The 14,948-nt window shown below is 43.6% G+C and carries 14 protein-coding genes and 2 pseudogenes; 3 read left to right on the top strand and 13 right to left on the bottom strand.

All coding sequences use genetic code 11. The features are described from left to right. Positions 1-68: 68 nt before the first annotated feature. Genes hemG through pepQ form a run of 4 tightly spaced genes read right to left on the bottom strand, consistent with a single transcriptional unit; the run spans position 69 to position 4,067 of the window. Positions 69-605, bottom strand: a complete 537-nt coding sequence (hemG, locus tag ACGF7G_RS20620; protein ID WP_133816323.1) for a menaquinone-dependent protoporphyrinogen IX dehydrogenase — start codon at positions 603-605, stop codon at positions 69-71. A gap of 26 nt (positions 606-631) precedes the next feature. After that, positions 632-2,083 (bottom strand): Trk system potassium transporter TrkH, encoded by a 1,452-nt coding sequence (trkH, locus tag ACGF7G_RS20615; RefSeq protein WP_133816324.1) that lies wholly within the window; start codon positions 2,081-2,083, stop codon positions 632-634. A 38-nt stretch (positions 2,084-2,121) separates the two neighbouring features. Then, the gene (locus ACGF7G_RS20610) at positions 2,122-2,733 is read right to left on the bottom strand and encodes an IMPACT family protein (protein WP_387468022.1); all 612 of its coding nucleotides are present in this window, start codon (positions 2,731-2,733) and stop codon (positions 2,122-2,124) included. Further along, the gene (pepQ, locus tag ACGF7G_RS20605; RefSeq protein WP_387468020.1) at positions 2,733-4,067 is read right to left on the bottom strand and encodes a Xaa-Pro dipeptidase; all 1,335 of its coding nucleotides are present in this window, start codon (positions 4,065-4,067) and stop codon (positions 2,733-2,735) included. Before pepQ ends, ACGF7G_RS20610 begins: the two co-directional genes overlap by 1 nt. Positions 4,068-4,341: 274 nt before the next feature. Here pepQ and fadB point away from each other — a divergent pair, with 274 nt between their 5' ends. Both fadB and fadA read left to right on the top strand, forming a co-directional pair. Beyond that, a complete protein-coding gene (gene fadB / locus ACGF7G_RS20600; protein ID WP_387468018.1) occupies positions 4,342-6,528 on the top strand; it encodes a fatty acid oxidation complex subunit alpha FadB in 2,187 nt (728 codons plus the stop codon). 11 nt (positions 6,529-6,539) lie between these two features. Beyond that, a complete protein-coding gene (gene fadA, locus ACGF7G_RS20595) occupies positions 6,540-7,706 on the top strand; it encodes an acetyl-CoA C-acyltransferase FadA (RefSeq protein WP_387468016.1) in 1,167 nt (388 codons plus the stop codon). A gap of 81 nt (positions 7,707-7,787) precedes the next feature. On the opposite strand, the gene fre is transcribed toward fadA, so the two are convergent. Further along, complete coding sequence (fre, locus tag ACGF7G_RS20590) at positions 7,788-8,489, bottom strand: NAD(P)H-flavin reductase (RefSeq protein ID WP_133816329.1); 702 nt, start codon at positions 8,487-8,489, stop codon at positions 7,788-7,790. Positions 8,490-8,499: 10 nt separating this feature from the next. Next, complete coding sequence (ubiD, locus tag ACGF7G_RS20585; RefSeq protein ID WP_387468014.1) at positions 8,500-9,972, bottom strand: 4-hydroxy-3-polyprenylbenzoate decarboxylase; 1,473 nt, start codon at positions 9,970-9,972, stop codon at positions 8,500-8,502. Positions 9,973-10,350: 378 nt separating this feature from the next. On the opposite strand from ubiD, the gene ACGF7G_RS20580 reads away from it, so the two are divergent. Then, positions 10,351-10,440, top strand: coding sequence for a SymE family type I addiction module toxin (locus ACGF7G_RS20580; RefSeq protein WP_387468025.1), 90 nt, complete (start codon positions 10,351-10,353; stop codon positions 10,438-10,440). A 45-nt stretch (positions 10,441-10,485) separates the two neighbouring features. Here ACGF7G_RS20580 and ACGF7G_RS20575 read toward each other — a convergent pair whose 3' ends face one another. The 7 genes and pseudogenes from ACGF7G_RS20575 to ACGF7G_RS20545 all read right to left on the bottom strand — a co-directional run. Further along, positions 10,486-10,974 (bottom strand): hypothetical protein, encoded by a 489-nt coding sequence (locus ACGF7G_RS20575; protein WP_387468012.1) that lies wholly within the window; start codon positions 10,972-10,974, stop codon positions 10,486-10,488. Beyond that, positions 10,971-11,186, bottom strand: coding sequence for a hypothetical protein (locus ACGF7G_RS20570; RefSeq protein WP_387468010.1), 216 nt, complete (start codon positions 11,184-11,186; stop codon positions 10,971-10,973). The genes ACGF7G_RS20575 and ACGF7G_RS20570 overlap by 4 nt, the downstream gene beginning before the upstream one ends. Positions 11,187-11,191: 5 nt before the next feature. Continuing rightward, positions 11,192-11,590 carry a hypothetical protein gene (locus tag ACGF7G_RS20565; protein ID WP_387468008.1) on the bottom strand — a complete coding sequence of 133 codons (399 nt, stop codon included), beginning with the start codon at positions 11,588-11,590 and terminating at the stop codon, positions 11,192-11,194. After that, the gene (locus ACGF7G_RS20560) at positions 11,563-11,754 is read right to left on the bottom strand and encodes a hypothetical protein (RefSeq protein ID WP_387468006.1); all 192 of its coding nucleotides are present in this window, start codon (positions 11,752-11,754) and stop codon (positions 11,563-11,565) included. Before ACGF7G_RS20560 ends, ACGF7G_RS20565 begins: the two co-directional genes overlap by 28 nt. Positions 11,755-11,820: 66 nt before the next feature. Further along, positions 11,821-12,003: pseudogene (locus tag ACGF7G_RS20555) on the bottom strand (hypothetical protein); the annotation flags it as partial. Positions 12,004-12,084: 81 nt separating this feature from the next. Next, entirely contained in the window at positions 12,085-12,465 is a 381-nt protein-coding gene (locus ACGF7G_RS20550; protein WP_387468004.1) for a DUF6911 family protein, read from the bottom strand. 1,049 nt (positions 12,466-13,514) lie between these two features. Continuing rightward, positions 13,515-14,948 (bottom strand): annotated as a pseudogene (locus tag ACGF7G_RS20545) (VENN motif pre-toxin domain-containing protein); the annotation flags it as partial.

The following is a 14,948-nucleotide window of genomic DNA, read 5'->3' as shown; positions in this document are numbered from 1 at the left end:
CGTTTATTTGAAAAAAACTGTCGTTCGCTGATTTTTCCAACGAAGCACTGAAAAAAAGAACAAATCAGTTATTTTTTACTCGCCACTTTAAGAAAATCATCTGCAAAACGATCAACTTGCTGCCAGTCGGTATATTCAATCTCTTTGGTTGTATCCGTTTCCCCACCAGTCATCTTCATGATCAGTTTAACCATTACACGATCCAGCCAGCGATAACGAGGATAAAGTAACGCACCAGCAAAAACACCACACAGATCTGGCTGCCAAGGAGTATTAAGCAGAAATTTACGAACATATACATTCGTTTCAGGTGTGCACTTCTCTGGTTTCCTTGCTGTCAGATTCACGCCAAAAAATGCGGTTGGTATTTTATTAAGTTGTTGTTGATGGCGAATAGCAAATTTTTTCAGTGCTGCACTAAAATGACCATATCTGATTGAAGCGCCAATCATAACCTTGTCATAAGATTCCAAATCGATTGTTTTTGCTGTTGCCAAATCTCTGAGATCGCATATCTGCCCTGCTCTGCGTAGATTCTCAGCAATGCGGGTAATAATTTTCTTAGTCTGCCCATCCCGACTGGAATAAAGCAACAAGCAGTTCATAACTATATCCTTCTTCTTCCAATAGATTATTCACGCCAGAAGGTCGGTGTAAATAAAACTAACAAAGTGAATACTTCCAAACGGCCAAACAACATCGTTATCACTAATATCCATTTAGCAGCAGGATTCATTGCAGTAAAGTTATCAGCAACAACACCCAACCCAGGCCCTAGATTATTCAGTGTAGCGGTTATCGCAGAAAAAGCAGAAAGTTCATCTACGCCAGTAGCGATAAGTAATAACAAGCTGATGATAAATACCAAAACATAGGCAGAGAAGAATCCCCAGACAGCTTCAATAATACGCTCAGGTAATGCTCTTCGCCCCAATTTTAAGGTATAAACCGCATTCGGATGAACCAACCGCTTCAACTCACGGGAGCCTTGCAGGAATAGCAATAAGATACGAATGACTTTCAGCCCCCCCCCGGTCGAACCCGCACAACCACCGATAAAAGCAGAGCACAACAACAGTATTGGCAAAAATGAGGGCCAACGGGCAAAGCTATCTGTACTGAACCCAGCCGTTGTCGCCATTGAGACAACCTGAAAAAAAGCTTGGTTGAGTGTCTCCATTCCCGATTTATAAACAGCATAGTGCCATAAGATAAAAGTACAGATAATCACCAGTGCTAATTGAATAGAGATGAACATACGGAATTCAGGATCCCGCCAGTACACTGTCAGGCTGCGTCCCGTTAACACCGCGAAGTGCAGACCAAAATTGCAACCAGAAATCAGTAGAAAAATCGCGATGATAGTATTTATCACGGGGCTATTAAAATAGCCAATACTGGCGTCATGAGTAGAAAATCCACCAATTGCAATGGTTGAAAAGCTATGGGAAATAGCATCAAAAACTGACATACCAGCCGCCCATAACGCCAGAGCACAAGCAATTGTCAGTAACACATAAATCAACCACAAAGTTTTTGCTGTCTCAGCAATTCGTGGTCGCATTTTATTATCTTTCAAAGGCCCTGGCATTTCAGCCCGATAAAGCTGCATTCCCCCAACCCCAAGCAGAGGCAGTATTGCAACAGCCAGTACAATAATCCCCATCCCCCCCAACCATTGCAGCATCTGCCGATAGAAAAGAATTGCTTTAGGTAGAGTGTCAAGCCCAATAAGTGTTGTAGCGCCCGTTGTTGTTAAACCAGAGAAAGATTCAAAGAATGCATCTGTAATAGAAAGATTTGGCTGCTCAGAAAAGATGAACGGTAAAGCCCCGACACTACCAAGTACCGTCCAAAACAAAACAACGATAAGAAACCCTTCACGGGGTTTTAATTCATGTTTTTGCTCCCGGTTTGGTATCCAAAGCATCAAACCGATAACTAAAGCAAAAATAAATGTCTGACTAAATGCACGCCCAGCGCCATCACGATAGATAAGTGCTACCAATCCTGGAATAATCATGGTGACAGAGAAAAGAATGACAAGCAGCCCAACAATACGGGTTATGGCACGAAAATGCATTCAGCTGGTTCCTTAGAAATCCAGTTAACAGACAATATTTACAGATCAGGTGTTAAATACAGTACACCACGACTCAGATCACGTAATTTATCACCGACTTCACCCACAAGGGTAGCTGGAAGTGAAATTCGCAAAGTAACCCTCTCTGCATATTCACTGGCAATAATCTGGCCCTCTGATTTCTGTAATAACTGTTCAATCATAGAGATATGGGCATATTCACACTGCAAGGAGCAGATTTTCTGTGGAACCTTATATTTTGTTTCCAACAATTTCAGCGCCTGTTGGACACTATTTCCATATGCCCTTACTAATCCACCGGTACCTAATTTTATTCCGCCAAAATAACGGACAACAACTGCGGTTATTTCGCCGATATTATTTCCCATAAGCGGGGATAACATTGGCTTACCTGCGGTCCCTGAAGGCTCACCATCATCAGAGAAACCCAATTGTTGTGAATCATCCGGAGCACCGGCAACAAATGCCCAGCAATGATGCCGGGCATCAGGGTACTGAGCTTTGATTTGCTGGATAAATGCCTTAGCTTCATCTGCCCCACAGGTATGCTCCAGCAGGGTAATAAAACGACTTTTTTTAATCTCTTCAGTCAAACTCACTGGAGCTGTGGGTATCAAATAAGGCTTCATTATGGCAGTTGCAGATCCCTAGTCATGTTTTCCACCTTATTTTCATGGATAACAATGTTATCTTCGATACGAATACCACCAAAAGGTTTAAACATCCCAATTTTATTCCAGTCAAAATGCTTACTGAAATCACTTTCACGCCAAGGTGCAAGCAACGATTCAATGAAATAAAGGCCCGGCTCGATAGTTAGTACCATACGGGGTTCCAGAATACGGGTACAACGCAGATATGGATATATGGCCGGAGCTGCTAAATGTGTGCCTGTATCATCCTGCATAAACCCTGCCGCATCATGAACTTGCAATCCAAGAGAATGACCAATGCCGTGTGGAAAGAATGGCGTTGTCAGCCCTTTTTCAACTATAGCTTCTTCACTGATATCTTTCACGATACCGTATTTTTTCAGCAATTTAGCAATCCGATGATGCATCTGAATATGATATTCGGTATAGCGAACTCCTGCTTTAATCGTACTGATTAGTGCTTTTTGTTCAGCATTCATATCTTTAATCAGAGCAGCAAATTCGTTATTACTTTTTGCTGAATAAGTACGGGTGATATCTGCTGCATAGCCATTATATTCAGCGCCAGCATCAATCAGGAAACTACGCATTTCTGAAGGTGCATTATGCTGTAATAAAGTGTAATGCAAAACAGCCGCATTTTCATTTATAGCAACAATATTGTCATAAGGCACATCTGTATCACGATGACCTGTTGCCATCAGATAAGATATATTAATATCAAATTCACTCATTCCAGCCTGAAATGCTTCATAAGCTGCCAGATGCCCGACAACAGCCGTTTTTTGTGCTTCACGCATACAGACCAGTTCATAATCTGTTTTATATGAACGATAAAAATGCAAATAATCCAAAACGGCTTTCGGATTGATATTATGTTCAGAAAAACCAAGTTCTTTTGCTCTTGGTTGTGAACAACCAATATAAGCAACATTCTGTTTCACATAAGTACTTAACTCTGAATTGATATCTCCGGTATTTGCCAGATGAATCATTTCAACTTCTTTAGTCCAGTAACCGGTTGGCAACGGTTCTACGCTGTGCCAATAATCTACCGGTGAATAAAACCATAATTTAGGCTTATTAATACCATCTACCCATAACCAACAATTAGGTACTTTAGTGACAGGGACCCAAGCTTTGAAGTGAGCACTAGCTTTAAAAGGATAATCTCTGTCATCCAGGAAAATACGCTGTAATTCACCAGAGTGAATAAGCAGAGCATCCAATTGATTACAGGCCAGTACTTCGCGGGTACGTTGTTGCAATGTAGAGATATGTTCGTGGTACAGAGATGCCAACTTTTCCATTTCAATTGACCTTTTTTTATTTTATGGCTGAACCATTAGCTTATCACAGCTATTGATATTTGCAGGTATCACGCGAAAATCATCCCAATTTATCGGATCCTGCTAACTCCTTATTTATAAAAATATAAAAACAATTACTGTCAATGAGATACAAATCTTACTTGTGATCACCCTTGCAAAAAACTAATCACTCGTTTGCATTTACTTAACATAATAACCACAATCAAACCTATCTGGTCATACCAGATGGTATGCGCTCATTTAGGAGAACGACATGCTCTATCAAAGTGAAACAATTCAAGTAAGCTGGCTGAAAGATGGCATTGCTGAACTGGTTTTCAATGCCCCGGCCGCGATTAATAAACTGGATACCAAGACTGTTGCATCTCTGGATAAGGCTGTCGCCAGTCTGGAGCAACAAACTGAATTAAAAGGCGTTTTATTACGTTCTGATAAAACTGCATTTATTGTTGGTGCGGATATTACTGAATTCCTCTCTTTATTCGATGCACCAGTAGAAAAACTGCAAGAATGGCTTAATTTCTCAAATAGCATTTTTAACCGGATAGAAGACTTGCCCGTCCCAACCATTTCAGCAATAAATGGTTATGCTCTTGGAGGGGGTTGTGAATGTGCTCTGTCTACAGATTTCCGAGTGGCCTCCCCCGATGTGCGCATTGGGCTGCCAGAAACCAAGCTCGGTATTATGCCTGGTTTTGGCGGCTCAGTTCGCCTTCCCCGCCTTATCGGAACTGATAACGCACTGGATATCATTGCTGCCGGTAAAGACATTGGAGCAGAAGAAGCATTGAAAAACGGCCTGATTGATGCCGTTGTCTCTGGTGAAAAACTGATTAATTCTGCTGTATCAATGTTGGAACAGGCTATTGCTGGGAACCTTGATTGGCAAGCAGCACGCCAGCCAAAGTTAGAGCCCTTAAAACTCAATGAAGTTGAACGTGGCATGAGTTTTAGTGTGGCAAAAGGTATGGTGATGAAAGTTGCCGGCCCTCATTACCCAGCGCCTATTACCGCAGTTAAATCCATAGAAAAAGCCGCTACACTTGGCCGTGATGAAGCATTGGAAGTGGAAGCCGCCAACTTTATCCCTCTGGCACAGACAGATGTTGCCCGTGCTTTAGTCGGTATTTTTCTTAATGACCAGTACATCAAAGGACTGGCGAAAAAACACCTGAAAAAAGTAACAATACCTGAGTATGCCGCAGTTCTAGGAGCAGGAATTATGGGTGGCGGTATCGCCTATCAATCTGCCCGCAAAGGGGTTCCTGTCATGATGAAAGACATCAGTCAGAATGCCCTTGAATTAGGAATGAATGAAGCTGCGAAACTACTGAACAAACAGTTTGAACGCGGCCGTCTGGATGCCATAAAAATGGCGAAAACTCTCTCTTCTATTCAACCTACACTAAATTATGCTGGCATCGAACAGGCTCAAATAGTGGTTGAAGCAGTAGTAGAGAATCCTAAGATTAAAGCAGCTGTACTCTCAGAAACTGAAACTCTGGTTAATGAAGATTGTGTTCTGGCATCCAACACTTCAACAATTCCAATTTCAGAATTAGCTAATTCTCTAAAACGCCCGGAAAATTTCTGTGGTATGCATTTCTTTAACCCAGTGCATCGTATGCCACTGGTTGAAGTGATCCGCGGCGAAAAAACCTCAGAAAAAACAATTTCAACTGTAGTGGCTTACGCCAGCAAAATAGGTAAAACACCTATTGTTGTTAACGACTGTCCGGGATTCTTTGTAAACCGGGTGCTGCTCCCTTATCTCCTTGGCTTCGGTATGTTGTTGCGTGACGGTGGTGATTTCCGCCAGATAGACAAAATTATGGAGAAGGAATTTGGCTGGCCAATGGGTCCTGCTTATCTTATTGATGTCATTGGTCTTGATACTGCATATCATTCTCAGTCAGTCATGGCTCAAGGGTTCCCGGATCGTATGCAGCGTGATTATAAAGATGCTATTGATGTTCTATATGAAAATCAACGCTATGGACAGAAAAACGGTATTGGTTTCTATAAGTACACACAGGATAAGAAAGGCAAACCAAAGAAAGAGCAGGACGAGCAAACTGATCAACTGTTGGCAACCATCTGCCAACCGAAGAATAATTTCTCCGGTGAAGAGATCATTGCCCGCACTATGATCCCAATGATCAACGAAGTTGTCCGCTGTTTGGAAGAAGGTGTCATTGCCAGCCCGGCAGAAGCGGATATGGCTCTGGTTTATGGTATTGGTTTCCCTCCGTTCCGCGGTGGTGTTTTCCGTTATCTGGAAACAATGGGAACAGCAAATTACGTTAAAATGGCTGAGAATTATGCTCACCTCGGTGCTCTTTATCAGGTACCACCTGGTTTGAAAGCCAAAGCTGAACGTAATGAAAGTTACTACCCTACAGCAGCAACGATTGCTGTCAGCACCGGAACAACAGCGTGAGGTCTGGAAACATGGAAAATGTAGTCATTATTGATGGCATCCGCACCCCAATGGGGCGCTCAAAAGGTGGTGCATTCCGTCAGGTCCGGGCTGAAGATCTCTCTGCTCACCTGATGAAAGAGATATTTAAACGTAATCCGGCAATACAAAAACACAAAGTAGATGATATCTACTGGGGCTGTGTTCAGCAGACTCTGGAGCAAGGATTCAACATTGCCCGTAATGCTGCATTACTGGCTGATATCCCTCACTCTGTACCCGCTGTGACCGTTAACCGGCTGTGCGGCTCATCAATGCAGGCACTGCATGATGGTGCCCGCATGATTATGACCGGAGAAGCTAATGTCACACTGATTGGTGGTGTAGAGCATATGGGTCATGTTCCGATGACTCATGGTGTGGATTTCCATCCTAAAATGAGCCTGAGTGTCGCCAAGGCCGCAGGAGTTATGGGTTTGACCGCCGAGATGCTGGCAAAGATCCACCATATCAGCCGTGAAATGCAGGATGAATTTGCACTTCGTTCTCACCAAAATGCAACACAAGCAACACAATCAGGTGCATTCTCCAATGAGATATCACCAATTTACGGTCATGATGCCGATGGTACACTGAAGTTGTTTGATTACGATGAAGTTATCCGTCCAGATACCAACCTGAAAGATCTGGCAGCTCTGCGTCCAGTCTTCGATCCGATAACAGGATCGGTTACAGCAGGCACCTCCTCTGCCTTATCCGATGGTGCATCTGCGATGCTGATAACCAGTGAAAGCTATGCTAAAAATCTAGGGCTAAAGCCTCGCGCCCGTATCCGTTCAATGGCAGTTGTTGGCTGTGATCCTTCCATTATGGGATATGGCCCTGTCCCTGCTACACAGAAGGCTCTAAAAAAAGCAGGTCTGGAGCTGGATGATATTGGCGTGATTGAACTGAACGAAGCATTTGCCGCTCAGTCACTTGCTTGCATGAAAGGTCTGAATTTGCTGGATCGCATGGATGACAAAGTGAACCTTAATGGTGGAGCAATCGCTCTAGGGCATCCATTAGGCTGCTCAGGTGCCCGTATTACAACAACATTGTTGAATCTAATGGAGCGCCGCGATGTTCAGTTTGGGCTGGCAACCATGTGTATCGGTTTAGGCCAAGGTATTGCCACTATTATAGAAAGAATGGATTAAGAACTTATCTGTAAAAAATATTATAACTGAGTCGTTGTTGCCGTAATTCCCGCCTGTCAGGGGCGGGTTTTTTTTATTATTTTAAATGAATTCGAAAGCATCACTATACATGTTGTCAGCAGAAGCATCACGCTCACTGCAAAAGCGTTCACGAGCAATTTTTGCCATTTCAAATCGCCCTGCAATATAGATATCATGATTGGCTAAACTGCCAAAATCCTCTAATACCGCTTTGAGCACTGTTCCAGTACGTCCACACCAACCATTCTCCGACTGTTCAACAACCGGAACAACCACCAGATTAGGATAACGCTCTGTAAGTAATTGTAATTCAGCAAGCTCATATAAATGTTGTGATTCTCTGCCACCCCAATAAATAGAGATCTGACGCTCAGGTTGTTCTTCCAACGCTGTCAGCAATATAGAACGGGTATAAGAAAAACCTGTCCCTCCCGCAATCAATAACAGCGGATTAGTACTGCTCTGCCGGAACCAAGCCTTACCATGAGGGATATCAACATTGATCATTTTCTGATCCAGAATTTTATCCATCACAGCCATCGCATATAAATTCAGCTCAGAAGCACCAATATGCAGTTCAATAAACTTCTTTTCTGAAGGTGTTGATGCCATTGAAAACGGACGCTTATCTCTCTGATCCATCACCACCATCAGATACTGACCGGCGCGGAATGAGAACGGAGAATCGGGAAATAACCGTACCCGATAAACCGTCTCCGTAATAGCCTCTACAGAGGTTACTTTACAGCTCAGTGTTGTCATGCGTTCCCTCTTATGGTCCTAAAATATCTAATTCATCCCAAATCTTGTTGACACGGGTACGCACTTCTTCACTCATCACAATAGGGCGTCCCCATTCCCTCTGCGTCTCCCCCGGCCATTTGTTCGTTGCATCCATTCCCATTTTCGACCCTAATCCTGAGACTGGCGATGCAAAATCAAGATAATCGATTGGAGTATTCTCCATTAATACTGTATCTCTTGCCGGATCCATTCGTGTAGTTATTGCCCAAATGACATCGTTCCAGTCTCTGGCATTAATATCATCATCACAAACAATAACAAATTTTGTATACATAAATTGCCGCAGATACGACCAGACTCCCATCATGACCCGCTTGGCGTGACCAGCGTACTGTTTCTTCATAGTCACGACGGCAAGACGATAGGAGCAACCTTCCGGCGGCAGATAAAAATCGACAATTTCAGGAAACTGCTTTTGTAAAATCGGTACTAACACTTCATTCAATGCAACCCCTAGCACAGCAGGTTCATCTGGCGGACGACCAGTATAAGTCGAATGATAAATAGCATCGTGACGTTGAGTAATATGCGTTACAGTGAACACCGGGAACATATCGATTTCATTATAATAGCCCGTATGGTCACCATATGGCCCTTCTGGCGCTAATTCGCCAGGCTCAATATATCCCTCTAATATGATCTCAGCACTTGCGGGTACTTCCAGGTTATTTGAAAGACATTTCACAACTTCTGTTTTATATCCTCTTAATAACCCAGCAAATGCATATTCCGATAATGTGTCAGGAACTGGGGTCACAGCACCTAATATTGTCGCTGGATCGGCACCTAATGCAACAGCTACCGGGAAGCGTTCTCCTGGATGAGCCTGACACCATTCCTGAAAATCAAGGGCTCCACCGCGATGAGATAACCAACGCATGATGAGTTTATTTTTACCCAGCACCTGCTGGCGATAAATACCAAGATTTTGCCGCTCTTTATTCGGACCACGGGTTACTGTCAGCCCCCAAGTAATCAGCGGAGCAGCGTCTTCTGGCCAACAGTGCATTATAGGAAGACGAGTTAAGTCTACATTGTCACCAGCCCAAACTTGCTCCTGACAAGGCGCACTATTAAGCCGTTTGGTCGGCATATTAAGAACTTGCTTAAATTTCGGTAGCTTCTCCACCAAGTCACGAAAACCTTTCGGAGGATCAGGCTCTTTCAAAAAAGCCAATAACTTACCTACATCATGCAAAGCCTTAACATCTTTCTGCCCCATCCCCATAGCAACACGTTCAGTAGTACCAAACAAATTACACAATACAGGCATTGAATAACCTTTGGGATTTTCAAACAACAAGGCAGGTCCACCAGCGCGAAGGGTACGATCCGCAATTTCAGTCATCTCTAAATAAGGATCAACTTCGAAGCTAACACGTTTCAACTCACCTTTCTGCTCCAATAAGGCTAGAAAATCTCTTAAGTCACGGTATTTCATACTATCCATTCATGCCGGTTTTTAAGGGGAAAGACATTATAAGCTATCCCACCCAGCTTTTTTATGTTTTTATCGCAAGACTACAAACTAAACCAATAACTTACTAAAAAGCAATGGATTTAATTCAACCTTGCTACCTTAAAGTCAAATACAACGCAACGGGGCCCAATTAGCTAATACTTTGGTATCAAACTGCTCAGGGAAAAATTTATTGTGTTGGAATATTTTAACCCCTTCATTCTTACCACTAAAATAACGCAGTTCTTCGCCTGTAGTGGCATGATAATTCCGGACATCTTTTTCGCCTCTTTTTCTTGTTTCTCATAAACAGCAGGTGGCACACTGATGTGGCACAGTTTGCATCTTAAAGGTAACTAGCTGGAAGAAGCGGGCTTTGCCACCGGGCAGCCGGTGCAGGTCAGCATTGAGCACGGGCTATTGATTATCCGGCTGGCTGAGAATGGCTGACGGCTAAAAAGGTGATCCCGGCTCAAGGCCGGGATTTACAGCTAATTAATAATCTAATGAATATGCTTTAACAAAATCACTATAAATTTCATGTAGATGATAAAAATTTGCATCAGGTTCAGTTTTTAATACCTGATACCTTTCTACCAATTTATCAAAAAGCCCCTTAGGTACAGGATATGATTTTGGTTCATTTTTTGCGCAATAGAAGTAGAACAATGCCTTTTCTAATTCTGGAATAGATAATGTTTCAGTTTTATTGAGCAAATAGTCAAAAGCATCCAACCAATTAGATTCCGATAAAATCAAAAAATCCAAAGCAATAGATTTGACGAAATCGCCATCAAAAATATTCGTGTTTAGGATTTTTTTACAAAAATCCAAACAACATCTAGGATCTTTCAATAACAGTTCTCCTAAATAATCTATTGCATCATCAGAAGGATTCTCATACGATCCTGTATTTACATAACCATTTTCAAGATAACTATTTAATCCTGAAATCAATTCAATAAGCTCTCTTCTTTTTATCATTTAAAAGTTCCTGTCTGAACAGTGGCTAATCTCTTCGAGCCATCCGGTAGGATTGTCCAAGTTGCATAAACTCTAACCGAACCATTATTTCCTGAAACAACAACTGATGTTTTCCTATTTTCAGGTGTAACGCTTTTTGCTGAATCCAGCAGTGTGTCTATTATCATATTATTATTAGCTTTAGTATCAGGAAGACCTGCGTTATTTAGCACCTTATTCATTTCCTGAGAACGCTCAACGTTGTGAAGTTGTGAATTTTCTTCTCCAAAATAGATAAATTTGCCTTATTTTCTGGATTCTTAGCAAATTCCTTTTGGTTCTGAATTCGTAACTCTTTCAGTGTATTGTATTCTTTTTTTAATGCATCAAGATCACCCGCCGCTTTACCATGCATATCAGGTAGTGACTTGATTTCAAATTTCCCATCCGCATGTTTTACAATTCGGGTATTAAGCGTTTTTGATCCATCATTTCTGGCTTTACCTTGCTGGCCCTTAGCTGAGTTAGTACCTTTGTTATCTGCCGAACCTTTTGGAGACGAAGACGTTGTAGTTTTCCCTGAATTAGCATTATTACCCAGCCCGCCAGTCACAGCACCCAGTGCCGCACCCGCCAAGATTTCCGCGCGCTGCTTATCCAGACCATACTGTGTCTCAAGTTTCTGCGCAAATTCCGTGCTAGTAACAATGCCTTATCGATAGCCTGACGTACTAGCATGCTGTTAGCGGGGAGTTCACCGTATTTTTCTTTACAAGCTGCCGGATCTGACGCACAGGTCACGATTAATTCATTACGCTTTCAGGCTCAGATCTTCCATTTCTTTCGTAAGAGTCCGGTCATCCCGCTGCTGCCCTGTTGAGTGGTCTGGTGCTGTTTCTGCTCTGACCGGGCGGACTGGCTGCCGTAGGAGAGGTTGATGCCGACCAGATTGTTATTGGCTTTGTCGTCACCGCCTTTAGCATCAGCCAGACGGGCTGCCTGTACCGCCTGTATGCCGCTGAGGGCGGCTTTGGTTTCATGCAAGAATTTGAATTAATTTGACATTATCCTGCCGGATTAATGCGTGTGGTAAAAATAACCCCGGTTTTGCAGTTGCCGGGGTTTGGTTACTTAATTTAGAAGTTCTTTTGACACATTGCCTGTATCAAAAAATTCCTTGAATACTTTCACAACAAAATCGAAATCTTTTGTGAGTTGGCGAGCTGGCCAATAATCACCTAGGATATTAATTTTTTTATCTGGTCCTTCTGGGTCCCAATAAGAACGAACATTATATTCATCTTCCACTACTTCACCTAATGTGAGCAAATAACACCCATCCTCCGTTCTTACCTGTAGCATTTCAGCACTAGTTATATTGTCGGTGACATCTAATGTTACGGTTCCTGATTGATTCTTTAAATTCACTATAGCCTGCTTAATATGTGACCATGTGGGGGACTTGTAATTATCTCCTTTTCCATTCAAGGTCCAGCTGATAGAAAAATTCATTCTTAATTTTTTTCCTTAATTGATTTCATTCCAGGGGTCCAATATAACGTTTTTCCTGTATTTTCTTCATATATTGTAAGTGATTTCAGTCCTGCTTTGTCAGCCATTGCTGCAATGTCACCACGGCAATAACCACAGATAGGTTCTTTTGATACTCTCAATATCATCTCTCGACCTATAGTTATCCCGTCTTCATAAGCTTGTTGGATAGTTCCAACTTCTGCATGTGCTGATGCCATATTTCCATTAGGAAGGTTTTTACCGGGATATTTTTCTATTTTGGCTTGTATCCGACCATTAATCAGTGTGGGTCGACTTTGATCACCAAGATAGTAATCTGACCGATTTCCCTGATTGGTGTCAGTAAATTTCTTCCCGGTTTCTTTATCGGTTAACTCTGCTGTTACCTTGGGAATGGAGGTATGAGTCTTTTTATCCAAAACTCTACTGCTTTCCTGAATTGTGAGCTTATCTGGTGAGACGATTCCTTCTGCTGGTTTGGTTATGGTTTTGTTACCTGCTACTCCGCCAAATATTGCCAATGAACCCAGGCTCATATTTGCTACGCCACTACCATATTTGCCGTCAATAACCTGACCAATACCCGTACCTGTTTGGTATGAACCACCTGCTACAAGGCTTCCCCGAATAAGTGTTCCTGGCGTGCCGGGTAATACCATTAAGGCATCCGTTCCGAGAGCAGCTTGTCCTGAATGTACGCTGTACGTTTTCAGATAGCTTAATGCTTCATTATAGGCTTTCGCATCTACGGCAGCCGCAACAAATGCGCCCCCGTTAACTAAATTCTGAATTGCTGTCGCAGCTTCTTTTCCTGAAAAACCATATTCTGTCTGCAATTCATAGCCATATTGATTGAGTAAAACAGACAATTCCTGTTTTCCTTTCTCATCTAATGTACCTTTGCGATATTTATCTAACATCACATTACTGGCTTTGTCTTCATTGGTGAGTCTGACGATATTTTGTGAAGCTTCCAAGAGGTTTTTACCTGCCTTTTGGTCGTCAAGCACTTTGATCAACGCATCATTCTTTTTGACACTCAAAAAGTTATTCTCAATCGCATTCTTCCCAGCCTGTGCCCCGGTAATGGCACTTCCGGTAGAGTCTCCTGCAATTCCGCCTGCCAGACCCGCCGCCAGGGTGGAGAAGGTGCTGATAGTCTGCTTTTCCTCTTCACTTAAGTCACTGACTTTAACATCTTCACCATGAATATGCTTCATCAGTGCCTGGGCGGCCAGTTCACCGGAAGCAGCACCCGTCAATGCATTGTTACCGCTGGCTTCCGCAACCACCGCACCCAGAATCGCATGGGCCAGGGTATTAGTGGTGATATCCACTTTACCGGTTTGCGGGTCAGTGGTCAGGTCTTTTATCACCCCGGCCAGATACGGTGAAGCCCCACCCGCCAGTGCCTGACCAATATTCCCGCCTGCCAGCCCCTGAATGGCTGCCGTTGCGGCCTGTAAGGCGGTCTGGTATTTACCGCCGGTACCAAAGCCGGAATCATTCAGTGCCTGATTGTAAGCCGTGTTGTAGATTTGGTTTTTGATGTCATCCTCAGTTGGGGGGAGAGTGCTGGTTTTCGCCAGTTTCGCTCTGGCATCCGCTTTGTCCTGCTCGTTGATATTCGCCATTTTCGCGTTGGCGGCTTTGGTGGCGATAATAGACCCCTCGGTACTGGCAATATCGATTACTTGTGCGCTGATTTCCCGAATGAGTTGCGCCTGTCTCAGTCGTTTCTGCTCTTTCTCTTTATCAAAGATAGGGCTTAACGCATTGCCGGCATTATCCGTGTCGCGGCTCAGGGTGGTGATATCCTGCTGTTGGTGGTCCTTATCCCGGATAGCAATCGTGCCGTCACTAACGGCGGCATGAGTGGTACTTTGGGCATGGCCTTCTTTATTCGCGCCCCCCAGGGTATTGGAGGCCAGATTACTCAGCAATGAGCTCCCTACCGGTCCGCCAGTGCTGAATCCGGCGCTCCGGTGTTCGGTTTTGAAATCCGCTTTGTTTTGAATATCCCCGAAGCTCAGGGTACCGGTCTCCAGGGTGTTTTTGTCTTTATCGGCGGTACTGGCAATCACCGAACCGTCAAGCTGGGTATGTTCACCCACCTTCACCTCATAGCCGCCTTTGCCGGCAAACAGCCCGGTCTGTTCCTGCACGGAGTCAAAGTTGCTGTGGATTTTGTCGCGGCCAATACTGAGACTCACTGTCCCATCAGTCTGAGGGCCGACCGTGACACTGACGCCGGCACTGACGTTCTGCTGCTTCATATCGTAGCGGTTGCTGTCTTGTTCGCTGGTGAGCGTCAGGTTGCGTTTTACGTCGGCGGTAATCTGTTCGCCACTGACCTAGGCACCTTTGAGGGTGGCATCTCGGCCGGCATTGAGGATGACGGTTTGCCCCGCATCCACGATGGTTTCGTTATGGCTGACGCCGTCACCGCTTTCACGGCCTTT

Source organism: Photorhabdus sp. RM323S (genome assembly GCF_042879375.1).
In the GTDB taxonomy this organism is placed as follows: Bacteria; Pseudomonadota; Gammaproteobacteria; order Enterobacterales; family Enterobacteriaceae; genus Photorhabdus; species Photorhabdus tasmaniensis.
Note: the sequence above shows the minus strand (reverse complement) of the source record. Positions and strands in the feature narration are given on the sequence as shown.